Origin of the sequence: Serratia montpellierensis (assembly GCF_020858655.1) — a bacterium.
Classification (GTDB): Bacteria; Pseudomonadota; Gammaproteobacteria; order Enterobacterales; family Enterobacteriaceae; genus Serratia; species Serratia montpellierensis.
In genome coordinates this window covers 155,445-172,001 of the sequence record NZ_VOSN01000004.1, presented here as the reverse complement: position 1 = coordinate 172,001, position 16,557 = coordinate 155,445, and the positions used below count along the sequence as shown (strand labels likewise).

Below are 16,557 nucleotides of genomic sequence, written 5' to 3'. Positions count from 1 at the left end.
GTCGAGTTGTTATGCGCCGGGGTGCCCCCGGCTTAGCGATACAGCGCCAAAAGCTCGTTCACTTTGCTGCGGCCGAGAATATTGCGACTGATCGTGCGGCGCGCTTTCACCACATACAGCGCAGCATTCTGGTACCAGTCGCGCGTCAGCTCGGTATCGTGATTGGAGATCAATACCGGTACCTGGTTCTCTACCGAGAGCTGGTGCGCCAGTTGCGCCAGGCTCTGCTGATCGGCGATGCTGAAGCTGTTGGTGTGGTAAGCGGTGAAATTCGCCGTCGCCGACAGCGGCGCATAAGGCGGATCGCAATACACCACGGCGCCGGCCACGGCCTTCGCCATGGTATCGCGGTAATGCTCGCAGACAAAAGTGGCATTGCGCGATTTTTCGGCAAACCAGTAGAGCTCTTCTTCCGGGAAGTACGGTTTCTTGTACCGGCCAAACGGCACGTTGAACTCGCCGCGCAGGTTATAGCGGCACAGGCCGTTATAGCAGTGACGGTTCAGGTACAGGAACAGCAGCGCCCGGCGGTAAGGCTCGGTGCTAGTATTGAACTCTTCTCGCAGCAGGTAAAACTGATCCGAGTTATTGAATTCATCGGCGAAAAGCGTGCGGGCATCGCGCACGAAGTCATCCGTGCGCAGCTTAACGATGTTATACAGGTTGATAAGATCGCTATTGATGTCGGCGAGAATGTAGGCGTCGTAATCCGTATTCAGAAAGACGGATCCCGCACCCACGAAGGGCTCGATTAAGCAGTCTCCCGCCGGCAGATGGCGACGAATCTCATCTACCAGCGGGTATTTTCCACCAGCCCATTTTAAAAAAGCGCGGTTTTTCTTCATGCCGTCAATTAGCTACTTATACAATTCAGAGCGGCGGATTGTACTCTGTTTCAGACAGCACATCAGCGCACAAATTTAAATGATTTATTTTTTAAGATCTTGCTGCACTTGGTGTACAGGTCGGACCCACGGTTTTTTCGCCTGCACATCCGCCGGCAACGAAGCAATGGCGCGCTTCGCTTCCGCAGAAGACGCATAGTTGCCGCTCACCAGAACGTACCACGGCTTGCCGTCACGCTTGGTGGCGTACACCAGGTAGTTCTGCAGCTTCTGCTGTTTGGCGTAGGCGTTCAGCGTGTCGGAACGCGAAGCGCTGCTCAGCTGCAGGGTATAGTGGCTGCCCGGCGCAGACTGCAGTGAACTGCCGCTGCTGGCGACCGCTCCCGCTTTCGCGGTGGAAGACGGCTTGGCCGGCGGCGTATACACCGTGGTCGGTGATTTATGCTGCGTCGCGGTCGGTTTGGTGGCGGCGGTTTTCGCCGGCGTTTTATGCTGTTGCGGCGCGGTGCCCTGCACAGGACGCGTCGCTTCGCGCGCCGCGGCGCCGCTCATCACCGTCGCCGGTGCGGTCGGCAACGTCGACGCTGCACCGGTCATGCCCTGGGTTGCGGCATCCACCTGCCCCTGCTGCTGCGACAGCGCATCCGCCATGTTGCCCGGCAAATCGACGCGCTGCTGTGCACCGCCCTGCTGAGGCTGCGTTTGCGCTTCAGTCGGCGTGCCAGAGATCGGCGGAACGCTGACGTTCTGCGGTTGCTGCGGCTGAGTTGCGCTCACGCCGTTATTATCGTGGGTATCCGTCGTGCCGCCCGGCACGCCGTTATTGGCAGTGGTCAGCGACGAAGAACCGGACAGGTTGATATCGCGGGCCGCGCCGTTTTGCGCGCCGCTCTCCTGAGCCGCTTCATGTTTGGTCGGCGCCTTCAAGGCGGAACCGATGCCGATAATCAGCAGCAACAGCACCAAAATGCCGATGCCAATCATCAAATGCTGGCGCGAAACGGCGAAGCGCGGCGCGGCGGCCGGCTTGCGCGAACGCGTTGGACGACGATCGCTGCTATCAGGTCTGAGATCGTCTTCCGGTTTAAACTCGTCCATCTGAAACCCTCCAACTAGAGGCAAAAGCCCACCACCGTAGACCTACCGTGGCACGGGCAGATTAACCCGATGATGGCAAAGCGACACCCGTCGTGCTCTGCTCACTGTATTAATATAGATGCAAATGGCGGCTAAGCCACTGTTACTTAGTCCGATTTAATTACGCTGCTGCTCAGGCAAGCAGGCGGCGATCGACGCCAGCACCAGCTCATGCCCTACGCCACCGCGCACTTCCGCCGCACCGATCGCGGTCGGCAGCACCAGACGCAGTTCGCCCGCCAGCACTTTCTTGTCGCGCAACATGTGCGGCAGATAGGATTCCGGCGTCATTTCCTGCGGCCCGCAGACCGGCAAGCCGGCGCGCAACAGCAGCGCTTTGATACGTTCGATGTCTTCAACAGAGAACTGGCCGAGACGGTGCGCGGTTTCCGCCGCCATCACCATGCCTGCAGCCACCGCTTCACCGTGCAGCCACACGCCGTAGCCCATCTCGGCTTCGATAGCATGGCCGTAAGTATGGCCCAGATTCAGCAGGGCGCGCAGACCGCTTTCGCGTTCGTCAGCAGCCACCACCTCGGCCTTCAGTTCGCAGCAGCGGCGGATACAGTAGGCCAACGCCTGCATATCCAACGCCATCAGCGCATCGATGTTATTTTCCAACCAGACGAAGAACTCGCGATCGAGGATGATCCCGTATTTGATGACTTCGGCCAAGCCGGAAGAGAGTTCACGCGTCGGCAGCGTTTTCAGACAATCCAGATCAACCACCACCGAAACGGGTTGATAGAAAGCACCGATCATGTTTTTGCCGAGCGGGTGGTTGACGGCGGTCTTACCGCCCACGGAAGAATCCACCTGCGACAGCAGCGTGGTGGGAACCTGGATGAAACGCACGCCACGTTGGTAACACGCGGCGGCAAAGCCGGTCAGATCGCCGACAACGCCACCACCGAGTGCGATCAGCGTGGTATCGCGCCCGTGCGGTTTTTCCAGCAGCGCCGAAAACACCTGCTCCAGCACCGCCAGAGATTTGTACTGCTCACCATCGGGAAGAATCACCTGATCCACCACGACGCCGCCCTGCTCCAGCACCTGCCGGACACGCTCCAGATAGAGCGGCGCCAGGGTCTGGTTGGTGACCAACATCGCTTGCTCACCTGCCTTTAACGGCATAAAAGAAGCCGGATCGTCAAACAATCCGGCGGCGATGGTAATCGGGTAGCTGCGCTCCCCAAGCGTTACAGTAATTCTCTCCATGTCGCGCTCAGTTCTCTGTATGGTGCGGCGGTGGTTGATCCCCGCAGCAGCGGGGAACACAAATCAGTTTTCCGCATTAGCCGACGGCGAACGCGAAAATCGGCAATCAGTTGCTTTCCAGCATGTTGATGATCTGGTTGGCAACCACTTTAGCGCTCTGATCGTCGGTGCGGATGGTGACATCAGCAATCTCTTCATACAACGGATTGCGCTCTTTCGCCAAAGCTTCCAACACTTCACGCGGCGGAGAGTCGACCTGCAACAGCGGACGTTTTTTATCACGCTGAGTGCGAGCCAACTGCTTCTCAATCGTGGTTTCCAAATAGACCACCACACCACGCGCGGACAGACGGTTGCGCGTTTCGCGCGACTTCACCGAACCGCCGCCGGTCGCCAACACAATCCCTTGTTTTTCCGTCAGTTCATTAATGACTTTTTCTTCACGATCGCGGAAACCTTCTTCCCCTTCCACGTCGAATACCCAGCCCACGTCAGCTCCGGTACGTCGCTCAATTTCTTGATCGGAGTCGAAGAACTCCATATTGAGTTGCTGAGCTAACTGACGGCCAATAGTGCTTTTGCCGGCACCCATAGGCCCAACCAGAAAGATATTGCGTTTCTCTGCCATGTTTTTCGGTATTACTAAGACAATTCGTTAATGTTAACCCGCCCCGCCAATCAAATTAGCGGCGGGACCTAAACTGAAACCTCATGAGCGATAGTGCGAGATCAGACGAAAAATTATCTCAACACTCTTGGTAGTTTGGCAACCGATTAAATCGCAATCCACGCCGCGGGAGGGAAACCATATGTTTTTAACGGCGTCTTGGCGCTAACAAAAAACCTCGGTGCTCAATTCGGTAACCCTTGTAAGCTAAATCGGCCGCAGCGTCAAACGCAGATCCCCCCAAGGGGATAAAAAAGTGTATCTGCTCATCAACTTTAGGAGATTTGCCGCCCGGCTGACAGGCAGCCGCCTATCCCTTAATCAGAGTCGGCGTAATGAAGATCACCAGCTCGCGTTTTTTCTGTTGTGTGCCGCTTTGTCGGAACAAACCTCCCAATAACGGCGCATCCCCCAATCCCGGCACCTTGTCCGCCGTCTTGCCGCTATGCCGTTGAAAAATACCGCCGAGAACCAGGGTTTCACCGTTTTTCACCGTGATCTGCGTTTTAATCTCCTGTTTATCGATGGTGAGCGCTTCACCCGCGCCCCGGCTGATGGCGCGCCCCGGCATATTTTGACTGATGTGCAACGTCAGCGTGATGCGCCCGTCCGGCAACACTCTCGGCGTCACCTCCATGCCCAGCACCGCCTCTTTGAACTCAATGGCGGTCGCACCGCTGGCGCCGCTTGACACTTCGTAAGGGATCTCGGTTCCCTGCTTGATGCTGGCGGTTTGCAGGTGCGCCGTCAGCAGGCGCGGGCTGGCAATGATCTCCACCTGATTCTCCTGTTCCAGCGCCGTCAGCTCGAGGCTCAGCAAACGCCCGCTGATGCGCGCGAGGTGAAAACCGGCATTTACCGCGCTGCGCTCCAGCGGCAGGTTGACGCCAAGATTGCCCGGCCGCAGCGGCTGCGCCGGCCTGTCGTCCGGCGCCAATCCCCAACGCACGCCGAGTTCGCGCAGGCTTTCGCTGTTGATGGTCACGATATGCGCCGCCAGTTGCACCTGTGCCAGCGGCGCATCCATTTCCGTTACCCGCTTTCTCAACTGCGCCAGAATCGGCGCGGTGTCGCGGAGCAGCAGCGTATTGGTGCGTTTATCCGCCAACACGCTGCCACGCTCGCTGAGCAACGTGCCACGTTGGGCATTGAGGCTTTCGGCAATCTCCGTCGCATCGCCGTTTTGCACTGTCAGCGTCAGGCTGTGCAAAGGTTGCCGCTGCGCCAGCGCCTCTCGCTGCTGCTTTTTTTCCTGTGCGCCCGGCTCCGGGGCGATAAGCATCACGCTCCCCTCCCGCGTCATCGTCAGCTTGCCCATGCGCAGAGTCAGCGCCAGCGCCTGAGGCCAAGGCACATTCTCCAGCCGCAGCGTCAGGTTGCCGCTCACGCCGGGCGCTGCGATCAGGTTTAGTTGCCGATAATCCGCCAGCGCCTGCAGGATGACCGTGACCGGCGCATCCTGAAACTCCAGCGAAATAACCTGTTTATCCTGCGCCTGTGCGATGCCGAGCGTCAGACACCACAGCGCCACCGCCAATCCCGCGCGTCCTTTCATGGTTTGCCATCCTTGTTGTCCATCATCAGCGAGATGTCGCCCTGACTCGCCGGGCAATCCGGCTCGGCCGCCAGCGCCATTAACGTCAGGCTGCGCGCCTGCACCTGCGCCACCTGCCAGCGATCGGCCAGTACCCGCTGCTGCGGCCGCAGGCGCAGCCATTGCCCCGCCGGCGTCACCACCCAGCCATAGCGCAGCGTCGGTTGCCCGATGACGCCTTTCAGGCGCCAGCCCGCCGGCGATGCCGCCGTTTGGGCACAAGCAGGCAGCGGAGGCGGCGCAAACGGATCGCGCGGTTCAGCACACAAGGCCCACGGCCATAGCAGCCACCACCAACGGCCGAGTCTTTTACTCATCGGCCTGCTCCTCGGCGGCATCCTGTAAAACCAACCGCGCCGTCATGCCTTGCGGCGGTGTCTCCACGCTCAATTGTTCGAGACGTAAATCGGCGGGCAGCGCCTCCAGCAGCGCCAATAAACCGGCGTAGTCAATGCGCAAACTCAGCGTTTGCCGCAGCGGTTTTTCCTGCCGCTGCCAGCGCAACAAGGCGCTCCCCGCCTGTTGCAGCACGTTCGCCAGATCGCCGGCGGTGGTCGGGCCGATCGGCGTCGGCGGCATAAGGGCTTCCGGCGCCTCGTCCAGTTGTCGCTGTACCATGGCTATCTGTTGCAACAGGCGCTGTTGCCGCTCCGCCGCGTTTTCCCGCTGACGCCATTCGTCTTGCAGCAGCCAACCGCCGCCCAACAGCGCCAGCGTGCCGATGCCCAGCCCTTGCGCCGCCAGCAATAGCCAGCCCGGCAAGCTCAGCCAAAAGCGCAGCACGGATGGCAAACGGCTATCCATCACGCCCCCACTGCGCCGCCAGGTGAAAGGCGTACAGGCCGTCTTCGCGTTGCACTACCTCAGCCAAACGCAGCCTTGGCAACGCAGGCATCCCCGCCAGTCGCCGTTCGAACTGCGTGATGGCCGCAGGAGAGCGGCTCAATCCACGCAGCCGCAGGCCGTTCGCCGCATCGCTGTCCAACGCCATAAGCCACAGCGGTGGGGGCATGCAGGAGGACAACTGCTGCAGCAGCTGCAAATAACGCCGGTTATGTTGGGCATTGCGCGCCTGCCGTTCGGCGCGGGCGCTGTGCAGCGCTCGCTGCGCCCGATCTTGTTGTTGCTCACGGGCGAGCAACGTCAATGCCGCCAGCTCCTCACCCAGCATCACCAGCCGCGCCTGCCGCTGCGCCTGTTGGTGACGCAACTGGCCGGCGGCCAGGAACAATGCCAGCAGCAGCGCCGTTACCTGCAGCAGCAGCATGCCCAGCCAGAAATAGGCGCGTCGCCGATCGCGGCGCTGGCGCCAGGGCAGAAAGTTGACCTGATACATCAGCGATCCTCCTCGCGCAGCGCCAGACCACCGGCCAGCGCGAACGCCGAGGGATGCACAGGCAACGGCGGACGCAGCTGCGTAAAGGCGCTGAGCGGAGACCAGGCAAGGCAACCGGCGGGCAGGGCTCCCGCCAGCACGCTGCCGGCATAGACCGGCCGATCGTCGCCCGCCGGCATCTGGGCTTGCAGCGCCCGCAGCGCCTGGGCGCCATCGTCGCCCGGCACCAGACCAAAGGCGAACGCGCCGTCGGCCGGCGCTACCCACAGCCATTCTCGTTCGAGACGGTGCATCAGCCCCGAGGCGGGCGGCACGTCCGCCGCCGTCGCCATCGTCCGCAGCGCGCAGGGGGTGATATCGACCGCTTGCGGATGCAAGCCAGCCTGACGCAGGCAATGCAGCCATTGCTGCAGCTCCTGCCGCCGCGCGGTGGTCAACAGCAGCGCCGCTTCATCCGCCGGCGCTGCGCGATAGTCGAGCGCCAGCGTCTGGCCATCGAGTGGAAACTGTTTTAGGCCGTGGCCATCGATATAGTCGCTGCGTTCCGGCTCGCGCAGCCGCGCGTCCGGCTGTGCCATACGTTGCTGCAACACGCGCTGTGCCGGCAGGGCAATGCGTAAGGAAATATGTCGCGGAAGTTGAACGCGCCATTGCCGCAGCGCCCGGATCAGAAATTCGGAAGGTTCCAGGCAGCCATCGCGTAAAACTGCCTGCGGCAGCGTCTGTTGCCACCAGTGACGCAACTGCCAGCCGTTGCGGCGACGTTGAACCGCCACCGCCCGCACGCAGTCGATTTGTATATCCAGCCCCACCTGCCATGCTTGAGGGAACATGTTTCGCAAGCCTCCATAACATCAGATGATAAAAGAACATATCCATGTCGCAGGCTTGCCTTTATACTACCGCGCGGTTGTTTATAAACTGCCCAAATGACTTAGAAATGGGAAATCTCAGGTGAAGTTCGTAAAGTATTTACTAATCCTTGCAGTATGTTGCATCGTGCTGGGAGCAGCCTCGATTTTCGGCTTGTACAAATATGTCGAGCCGCAGCTGCCCGACGTCGCAACGCTGAAAGATGTACGGCTGCAGATACCGATGCAGGTTTACAGCGCCGATGGCGAACTGATCGCCCAATACGGCGAGAAGCGCCGCATTCCGCTGAAGCTGGATCAAATTCCGCCGGTGATGGTGCACGCATTTATCGCTACCGAAGACAGCCGCTTCTATGATCACCACGGCGTCGATCCAGTCGGCATCTTCCGCGCCGCCTCCATCGCGTTGGTCTCCGGCCACGCTTCGCAGGGGGCCAGTACCATTACCCAACAGCTGGCGCGTAACTTCTTCTTAAGCCCGGAACGCACCCTGATGCGTAAAATCAAGGAGGCCTTCCTGGCGGTGCGCATCGAGCAGATGCTCACCAAGGATGAAATCCTTGAGCTGTATCTGAACAAAATCTATCTGGGTTACCGCGCCTACGGCGTGGGCGCCGCCGCGCAGGTCTATTTCGGCAAAGACGTCAGCCAGCTGACCCTGAGCGAAATGGCGACCATCGCCGGCCTGCCGAAAGCGCCGTCCACCTTCAACCCGCTCTATTCGCACGATCGCGCCGTTGCCCGTCGCAACGTAGTGCTGTCGCGCATGCTGGACGAACACTACATCACGCAGGCGCAGTACGATCAGGCGCGCGCCGAAGATCTGGTCGCCAACTACCATGCGCCGGAAATCAGCTTCTCCGCGCCGTATCTCTCCGAGATGGTGCGCCAGGAGATGATCAAGCGCTACGGTGAAAACGCCTATACCGACGGTTACAAGGTTTACACCACCGTCACCAAACGGCTGCAGCTGGCGGCGCAGGAGTCGGTGCGCAACAACGTGCTGGCCTATGACATGCGTCACGGCTATCGCGGCCCGTCCAACGTGTTGTGGAAAGTCGGCGAAGCGGCCTGGGATCGCAAGCAGATTGTCGATTCGCTGAAAAACCTGCCGAGCTACGGCCCGCTGGCGCCGGCGGTCATCACCGCCGCCAACCCGCAGGAAGCGACGGCGATGCTGGCCGACGGCAGCAGCATTGCCCTGCCGATGGCGACCATGCGCTGGGCGCGCCCATACCGTTCAGACACGCAGCAAGGCCCAACGCCGAAACGCGTCACCGACGTGGTGCAGGCCGGCCAGCAGGTGTGGGTGCGTAAAGTGAACGAAGCCTGGTGGCTGTCGCAGGTGCCGGACGTCAACTCGGCGCTGGTCTCGATCAACCCGAACGACGGCGCGGTGAAAGCGCTGGTCGGCGGCTTCGATTTCAACCAGAGCAAGTTCAACCGCGTCACGCAGGCGCTGCGCCAGGTGGGGTCGAACATCAAACCGTTCCTGTACACCGCTGCGATGGATAAAGGCCTGACGCTGGCCACCATCCTGAACGACTTACCGATTACCCGTTGGGATGCCGGCGCCGGCACCGACTGGCGGCCGAAGAACTCGCCGCCGACCTACGACGGCCCGATTCGCCTGCGTCAGGGGCTGGGGCAATCGAAGAACGTGGTGATGGTGCGCGCAATGCGTGCGATGGGCGTCGACTACGCGGCGGAATATCTGCAGCGCTTCGGCTTCCCGGCACAGAACATCGTGCATACCGAGTCGCTGGCGCTGGGTTCCGCCTCCTTCACCCCGATGCAGCTGGTACGCGGCTACGCGGTGCTGGCTAACGGCGGTTACCTGGTTGACCCGTACTTCATCACCAAAATTGAAGACGACAACGGCAATACGGTGTTCGAAGCCAAACCGAAAGTGGTGTGCAGCAGCTGCAACCTGCCGGTGATCTACGGCGACACCCACCGTTCGGCGGTGCTGTCCGACGACAACATCGAAAACGTCGCCACCTCGCAGGAAGGCAGCAATAGCACGGTGCCGATGCCGCAGCTGGAGCAGGTTACCCCGGCTCAGGTGCAGCAAGACGGCGACCAACAGTATGCGCCGCACGTGATCAGCACGCCGCTGGCCTTCCTGATCCACGATGCGCTGAACAGCAACATCTTCGGCGAACCGGGTTGGATGGGCACGGCCTGGCGTGCCGGGCGCGATCTGAAACGCCATGATATCGGCGGCAAAACCGGTACCACCAACAGTTCCAAAGACGCCTGGTTCTCCGGCTATGGCCCGGATACCGTGACGTCGGTGTGGATCGGTTTCGACGATCACCGCCGCGACCTGGGCCGTTCGACGGTATCCGGCGCCATCCCGGATCAGATTTCCGGCGGCGAAGGCGGTGCCAAAAGCGCCCAGCCGGCGTGGGACGACTTCATGAAGACCGCGCTGGAAGGCATTCCGGAGCAGAAAGTCACGCCGCCGCCGGGTATCATCAGCGTCACCATCGACAAGAGCAGCGGCAAGCTCTCTGGCGGTGGCGGCGGTAGCCGTTCCGAGTACTTCATCGAAGGAACTCAGCCGACGGACTACCCATCGCGCGATACCGGCACCACGTTGACCGATCCGGGCGGCGAAAGCCACGAGCTGTTCTGATCGAAAAGGGCCAGAGAAATCTGGCCCTTTTTTATTCGGCGCGAAGCGTATCAGCGCGAAGCGCGCAAAAATGCCTCGGAGAGGAACAGCGCGCTGACGTTGCGCGCCTCACGAAAATCCGGTTCCGCCAGCAGCGCCATCATATCGGCGATCGGCCAGCGCACCTGCGGCAGGGGCTCCGGTTCGTCCCCTTCCAGGCTCTGCGGATAGAGATCGTGCGCCAGCACGATATTCATTTTGCTGGAAAAGTAAGAGGGTGCCATCGTCAGCTTGCTAAGAAAATCAAAGCGCTTCGCCCCGTATCCCACCTCTTCCATCAGCTCGCGGTTGGCGGCCTCCAGCACCCCCTCACCGGGATCGATCAGCCCTTTCGGGAACCCCAGCTCATAGGATTCGGTGCCTACCGCATATTCGCGGATCAGCAGCAGGTCATCGCCAATCACCGGCACAATCATCACCGCTTCGCGATCCGAAGGCCGCATGCGCTCATACACCCGCCGCACACCGTTGCTGAATTCCAAATCGACCGACTCGACGTTGAACAAACGCGAACGCGCGACGGTTTCCACTTTCAGAATTTTAGGTTTTTGCAGGTGTTTATCCATGATTGCCTCAAAGAGGTTACCCAGGCGCGGACGGGGCAACCGAAATAATGATTGGCGTAACGCACAGCTCGTTGGCGCTCAAACGCTGACCAAATTCGATCCTGATCACATTGTGCGTTAAGGCTAAGCTCCGCCGCAACGAGCATGAGCAGTAATTTACTTTCTTTTAACAAGCGTAGCCAGCGGCGGGCGATTTTCCGTACTGATTCAGCAAACAGCACGCATGAAAATAGGATAATACCGATATCGACGGCAGAGGCCGGTTGCTAGTATCACGCAGGCAAGAATCAGTGATAAAATGGCCTTGCGTCATGAAGGAATGAGATCCAGAGCGAGAATCTGTTTGTTCCCTCATTAGTTCTGGGTGCCTCCTGGCGGTTTACTCCGTATAATATTCACCTTTTCATCAGGTTGGCGAAATTCACGGGTGTGAGATGGGGATTGCATGAGCACAATAGTGTTGATATTGGCCTTAGTGCTTGTCTGCCTGATTACCGCCGGCCTGTACCTGTGGCTCAAGGCGCGCAACCCGTCGGCGCTGGCGCACGCATTGCCGTTTATCAAACCAGCCCACCGCAAGCTGACCGACGAAGAACGCGCCGCGGTCGAGTTCTATCTCAATCAGCAAAACAAGCTGAGCAACAAACTGTTGCCCGGCGGCGGCGCTACCTTGCCTGCAGCCAAACTGGCGCTCACCCCGCAAAGCGATAACGTTTATCCCGTCACGCACGCCATCACGCGCTACGGGTTGGCCAGCGACGATCCCAATAAATGGCGCTATTACCTCGATGCCGAAGAGGTTCACCTGCCGCCGTTTTGGGAACCCTATATCACCGCTGACAACCATGTGGAAGTGATTCGAACCCAGACGCTGCCGCTGGTGATTTCGCTCAACGGGCACTCGCTGAAAGATCATATCCACGACCGGCCACAGCCGCCGGTGGTGACCGCCGCGCCGACCAAAAACGCCTCTATCCGCAAAGAAGAGAGCGAGCATGTCGAGCTGATAAATATTCGCAAGGAAACGCCGGAAGAGCATGCGTTGAACCGGCCGAACGGCATCCGTGAAGCCGTCATCATCTCCGCCGCGCTGCTGCTGCTGTTCTTCAGCCTGATAAGCCCGGTGCTGGTGATCCCCTGGATGATTTTCGTGGCGGTGCTGATGATCGCCTGGGGATGCTGGAACCTGTTTCGCCGTCCGGCATCACGCGAGCTGAAAGAGATCCATTGTCTGCGCGGCACGCCGAAACGCTGGGGCCTGTTCGGCGAATCCGGCCAGGGGCAGATCAGCAATATTTCACTCGGCATCATCGATCTTATCTACCCGCCGCATTGGCAGCCTTACCTGACGCAGGACCTGGGCAAGACCACCAATGTGGACGTTTACCTCAATCGGCAGGTGGTGCGCCAGGGGCGCTTCCTCTCTCTGCATGACGAAGTGAAAAACTTCCCGCTGCAGCAGTGGGGCCGCAACGCGGTGCTGGTCGCCAGCTCGGCGCTGGTGCTGCTGTTGCTGCTGATCTATATCCCGCTGAACCTGCCGCTGACCCTCAGCATGGCCTGGCTGCAGGGCGCGCAAAAAGTGGAAGTGACCAGCGTTCAGGCACTGGAAGCCACGCCGCTGCGCATCGGCGACACGCTGAAAGTGCGCGGCAGCGGCATGTGTTATGTCCCACCGGCGGCCGCCGGCGGCGCCAACTTTGCGCCGTTCGACTGCTCCGGCATCTACTGGAACAACGCCGCCCCACTGCCGCAGCCGGAATCGGAAGTCATAGACAAAGCGACGGCCCTGCTGGCCACGGTCAACAGCCAGCTGCATCCGAGCGGCGCCGATCAGAAGGTCAACCCTCAGTTGGCCAGCGCCATCGAGAAATCCGGCATGATCCTGTTGGACGACTTCTCTGATATCGTTTTGAAAACACAGGATTTGTGCCAGGCAGAAAACGACTGCGTGCGGTTGAAGAACGCCCTGGTCAACCTGGGCAACGCCAAAAACTGGAGCGGCCTGGTGAAACGCGCCAGGTCCGGCGCGCTGCAAGGCGTCAACGTCCTGCTGCGCCCGGTGAGCGCCGAGTCGCTGGAAAGCCTGACCAAAGTGGCCACGTCGTCGTTCATCTTCAATGAAACGCGTTTGGCCGCCGCAGCGCTCAACAGCCCGCCGCCGGGCGGTTTCCTGATCAGCAGCGACGAAGGCCGCCAGCTGGTCAGCCATCCGCAGCCGTCGGCGCCGCAGAGCGAATACAACGCCCTCGACCAGTGGAATGAGTTGCAGCGCCTTTCCACTCTGCTGCTGCATACCCCCTTCCAGGCGCAGGGCGTGATCACCAGCCTCAGCGTCGATGCCAACGGCACCCGCCATGTGGCGCTGCACAGCGAACCGGACATGATCACCCTTTGGCGTTACCTCGGCACCAGCCTGCTGTTGTTGGCGGTCGTCATCAGCCTGGGCTATAACGCCTGGCGGCTGGTGCAGCGTCGGCGCATCAATCAGCACCGCGTTGCCGATATCCAGCGTTACTACGACAGCTGCTTCAATCCGCAGCTCAATCCGATGTCGATGCGGCCGATGGCCTGAACCTGACGCCGGGGCCTCCGCCCTGTCATCTGCTTATGCTACGCTAACGCTATTATTCTCATCTGCGGACCGCCCGTCGGTCCGCCCGTGGAGTTTTTATGGTTCCCGAGTTTGATTGGCCGCAGATCGATACCGTGCTGCTGGATATGGACGGCACCTTGCTGGATCTGGAGTTCGACAGCCACTTTTGGCTCAGCCTGGTGCCGCAGGCGCTGAGCGAAAGGCGCGCCATTCCGTTCGACGAAGCCCGTCATATCATTGAGCGGGAGTATCAGGCGGTGCAGCACACCATGAACTGGTATTGCTTCGATTACTGGAGCGAGCGGTTGGATCTGGATATCTACCGCATGACCAGCGAAGTGGGCAGCCGCGCCCGGCTGCGCGAAGACACCGAGCCGTTTTTACGGGCGCTGCGCGACGCCGGTCTGCAAACCATTTTGCTGACCAACGCCCATCCGCACAGCCTGGCGGTGAAAATCGAGCATACCGGCCTCGATCGGCACCTTGATTTATTGTTTTCCACCCACACATTTGGTTATCCGAAAGAAGATCAGCGTCTGTGGCAGGCGGTGCAACAGCACACCGGGTTCAACCCGCAGCGCACGCTGTTTGTCGACGACGGTGAGCCGATCCTCGACGCGGCGCGCACTTTCGGCATTCGTTACTGCCTGGGCGTGCAAAACCCGGACTCCAGCACGGCGGAAAAAAGCTTCCAGCGCCATCCGTCGATGCGCGACTATCGCCTGCTGATACCGGCGCTGGCCAAGGGGGAAGCATGAAGGAAAAAGCGACGCGCGACGACGCGATCCGGCTGGATAAGTGGCTCTGGGCCGCACGCTTCTATAAGACCCGCGCGCTGGCGCGCGAAATGATCGACGGCGGCAAGGTGCATTACAACGGCCAGCGCGGCAAGCCGAGCAAGATTGTCGAACTCAACGCCGAGCTCAAGCTGCGGCAGGGCAACGAAGAACGTACGGTGATCGTGCTGGCGCTGACCAGCCAACGCCGCGGCGCCAACGAGGCGCAGCAAATGTATCAGGAAACCGAAGCCAGCATCGCCAATCGCGAAAAAATGGCGCTGGCGCGCAAGATGAACGCGTTGACCATGCCGCATCCGGACCGCCGTCCGGACAAAAAGGAGCGGCGCGACCTGATGAAATTTAAATTTGGTGAGCCGGAATAACCCCTCACCGCAATGAGAGAAGATTATGTCCAACCATGACCAATTGCACCGTTACCTGTTTGAAAACTACGCGGTGCGCGGCGAGCTGGTTACCGTCAGCGAAACCTATCAGCAGATCCTGAATAACCACGACTACCCGGCGCCGGTGCAAAAGCTGCTGGGCGAGCTGCTGGTCGCCACCAGCCTGTTGACCGCAACCCTGAAGTTCGACGGCGACATCACCGTGCAGCTGCAGGGCGACGGCCCGCTGAAGCTGGCAGTGATCAACGGCAACAACCGCCAGGAGATGCGTGGCGTTGCGCGCACCCAGGCGCCTATCGCCGACGACAGCACCCTGCATCAGATGATCGGCAACGGCGTCATGGTCATCACCATTTCGCCGACGGAAGGCGAGCGCTATCAGGGCGTGGTCGGCCTGGAAGGTGAAACCCTGGCCGAATGCCTGGAAGCCTACTTCCGCCAGTCCGAGCAGCTGCCAACCCGTCTATTCATCCGCACCAGCGAAGCGCAAGGCAATGCCGCGGCAGCCGGTATGCTGCTGCAAGTGCTGCCGGCGCAGGACGGCAACCTCGATAATTTCGATCATCTGGTGCAACTGACCAACACGGTCAAAAGCGAAGAGCTGTTCGGCCTGCCGGCCAACGAAGTGTTGTACCGCCTGTACCATCAGGAAGAGGTCACCTTGTACGAACCGCAGGACGTGCAGTTCCGTTGCACCTGTTCGCGCCAGCGTTGCGCCGACGCGCTGATGACCCTGCCGACCGACGAAGTGGCGGACATGCTGGAGCAGGACGGTAATATCGACATGCACTGCGACTACTGTGGCAGCCACTATGTCTTTGACCCGGTTGATGTTGCCGCTTTGTATGCGGGTAATACCGGCGAAAGCGACCAGTTGCACTAAGTTACACTCCCTCGGCGGGCGCGCCCAGCGCCCGCCAACGCCCGCCGTTTGCACGTTTGCTTTTTTCCGTGTGCTATCTCTCAGATCGTAACGAAATACCGCCTAAAACGTTAAATATTTGATACCCATCGCGGTTACGCACCGTTAGATCCCTACAATTGCCGCCAGAAATTCTGTGACCAAGGAGTAGTAACATGCGCGTTAAAGGTATAACCCCTCAGGATCTGGCCGCTTACGGCATTCACGACGTTAGCGAAATCGTTCACAACCCGAGCTATGAACTGCTGTTTAAGGAAGAAACAGACCCATCTCTGGAAGGTTTTGAGCGTGGGGTAGTCACCAAGCTGGGTGCCGTCTCCGTCGATACCGGCATCTTCACCGGCCGTTCGCCGAAAGACAAATACATCGTCCGCGACGACATCACCCGCGATACCGTGTGGTGGGCCGATCAGGGCAAAGGCAAAAACGACAACAAACCCCTCAGCCCGGAAGTGTGGGCCGATCTGAAACACCTGGTCACCGAGCAGCTTTCCGGCAAACGCCTGTTCGTGGTGGATACCTTCTGCGGCGCCAATGCCGACTCGCGCCTGAAAGTGCGCTTCATCACCGAGGTGGCCTGGCAGGCGCACTTCGTGAAAAACATGTTCATCCGCCCAAGCGACGACGAGCTGGCTGACTTCGAGCCGGACTTCGTGGTGATGAACGGCGCCAAATGCACCAATCCGAACTGGCAGCAGCAAGGCCTGAACTCGGAGAACTTCGTCGCCTTCAACCTGACCGAGCGCATGCAGCTGATCGGCGGCACCTGGTACGGCGGCGAAATGAAGAAAGGCATGTTCTCGATGATGAACTACCTGCTGCCGCTGAAAGGCATCGCCTCGATGCACTGCTCGGCCAACGTGGGCGAGAAAGGCGACGTGGCGGTGTTCTTTGGCCTGTCCGGTACCGGCAAGACCACCCTCTCCACCGATCCTAAGCGT

16 protein-coding genes are annotated in these 16,557 nt (G+C 60.1%); 6 read left to right on the top strand and 10 right to left on the bottom strand.

Annotated features, from left to right (window positions below; genetic code table 11):
- Window positions 1–32: 32 nt before the first annotated feature.
- From dam to pilM, 9 genes are all read right to left on the bottom strand, one after another.
- Window positions 33–845, bottom strand: coding sequence for an adenine-specific DNA-methyltransferase (dam, locus tag FUU19_RS04930; RefSeq protein ID WP_141972157.1), 813 nt, complete (start codon window positions 843–845; stop codon window positions 33–35).
- 84 nt (window positions 846–929) lie between these two features.
- Window positions 930–1,943: an SPOR domain-containing protein gene (locus FUU19_RS04925; RefSeq protein ID WP_049206049.1), complete on the bottom strand. Its 1,014-nt coding sequence runs from the start codon at window positions 1,941–1,943 to the stop codon at window positions 930–932.
- Window positions 1,944–2,099: 156 nt separating this feature from the next.
- Window positions 2,100–3,200 (bottom strand): 3-dehydroquinate synthase, encoded by a 1,101-nt coding sequence (gene aroB, locus FUU19_RS04920; protein WP_202670410.1) that lies wholly within the window; start codon window positions 3,198–3,200, stop codon window positions 2,100–2,102.
- Window positions 3,201–3,306: 106 nt separating this feature from the next.
- Window positions 3,307–3,828, bottom strand: coding sequence for a shikimate kinase AroK (gene aroK / locus FUU19_RS04915; protein ID WP_004391482.1), 522 nt, complete (start codon window positions 3,826–3,828; stop codon window positions 3,307–3,309).
- A gap of 349 nt (window positions 3,829–4,177) precedes the next feature.
- Complete coding sequence (gene hofQ, locus FUU19_RS04910) at window positions 4,178–5,422, bottom strand: DNA uptake porin HofQ (RefSeq protein WP_141972150.1); 1,245 nt, start codon at window positions 5,420–5,422, stop codon at window positions 4,178–4,180.
- Window positions 5,419–5,778: a HofP DNA utilization family protein gene (locus FUU19_RS04905; RefSeq protein ID WP_141972149.1), complete on the bottom strand. Its 360-nt coding sequence runs from the start codon at window positions 5,776–5,778 to the stop codon at window positions 5,419–5,421. The genes hofQ and FUU19_RS04905 overlap by 4 nt, the downstream gene beginning before the upstream one ends.
- Window positions 5,771–6,265 carry a hypothetical protein gene (locus FUU19_RS04900; protein ID WP_230489994.1) on the bottom strand — a complete coding sequence of 165 codons (495 nt, stop codon included), beginning with the start codon at window positions 6,263–6,265 and terminating at the stop codon, window positions 5,771–5,773. Before FUU19_RS04900 ends, FUU19_RS04905 begins: the two co-directional genes overlap by 8 nt.
- Window positions 6,258–6,797, bottom strand: coding sequence for a PilN domain-containing protein (locus FUU19_RS04895; protein ID WP_230489993.1), 540 nt, complete (start codon window positions 6,795–6,797; stop codon window positions 6,258–6,260). The genes FUU19_RS04900 and FUU19_RS04895 overlap by 8 nt, the downstream gene beginning before the upstream one ends.
- Complete coding sequence (pilM, locus tag FUU19_RS04890) at window positions 6,797–7,630, bottom strand: pilus assembly protein PilM (protein WP_141972146.1); 834 nt, start codon at window positions 7,628–7,630, stop codon at window positions 6,797–6,799. Before pilM ends, FUU19_RS04895 begins: the two co-directional genes overlap by 1 nt.
- 121 nt (window positions 7,631–7,751) lie before the next feature.
- On the opposite strand from pilM, the gene mrcA reads away from it, so the two are divergent.
- Window positions 7,752–10,310 carry a peptidoglycan glycosyltransferase/peptidoglycan DD-transpeptidase MrcA gene (mrcA, locus tag FUU19_RS04885; protein ID WP_141972145.1) on the top strand — a complete coding sequence of 853 codons (2,559 nt, stop codon included), beginning with the start codon at window positions 7,752–7,754 and terminating at the stop codon, window positions 10,308–10,310.
- A gap of 50 nt (window positions 10,311–10,360) precedes the next feature.
- Here mrcA and nudE read toward each other — a convergent pair whose 3' ends face one another.
- A complete protein-coding gene (nudE, locus tag FUU19_RS04880) occupies window positions 10,361–10,915 on the bottom strand; it encodes an ADP compounds hydrolase NudE (protein ID WP_038878156.1) in 555 nt (184 codons plus the stop codon).
- A gap of 445 nt (window positions 10,916–11,360) precedes the next feature.
- Here nudE and FUU19_RS04875 point away from each other — a divergent pair, with 445 nt between their 5' ends.
- From FUU19_RS04875 to FUU19_RS04855, 5 genes are all read left to right on the top strand, one after another.
- Window positions 11,361–13,490 carry an intracellular growth attenuator family protein gene (locus tag FUU19_RS04875; RefSeq protein ID WP_230507083.1) on the top strand — a complete coding sequence of 710 codons (2,130 nt, stop codon included), beginning with the start codon at window positions 11,361–11,363 and terminating at the stop codon, window positions 13,488–13,490.
- A 98-nt stretch (window positions 13,491–13,588) separates the two neighbouring features.
- Window positions 13,589–14,269, top strand: a complete 681-nt coding sequence (gene yrfG / locus FUU19_RS04870) for a GMP/IMP nucleotidase (RefSeq protein WP_025304546.1) — start codon at window positions 13,589–13,591, stop codon at window positions 14,267–14,269.
- Window positions 14,266–14,673: a ribosome-associated heat shock protein Hsp15 gene (hslR, locus tag FUU19_RS04865; RefSeq protein WP_141972143.1), complete on the top strand. Its 408-nt coding sequence runs from the start codon at window positions 14,266–14,268 to the stop codon at window positions 14,671–14,673. The genes yrfG and hslR overlap by 4 nt, the downstream gene beginning before the upstream one ends.
- 25 nt (window positions 14,674–14,698) lie before the next feature.
- Window positions 14,699–15,577, top strand: a complete 879-nt coding sequence (gene hslO, locus FUU19_RS04860) for an Hsp33 family molecular chaperone HslO (protein WP_141972141.1) — start codon at window positions 14,699–14,701, stop codon at window positions 15,575–15,577.
- Between the two features lie 194 nt (window positions 15,578–15,771).
- Window positions 15,772–16,557 (top strand): phosphoenolpyruvate carboxykinase (ATP) (locus tag FUU19_RS04855; protein ID WP_230507082.1); only part of this gene is annotated, 786 nt, incomplete at its 3' end.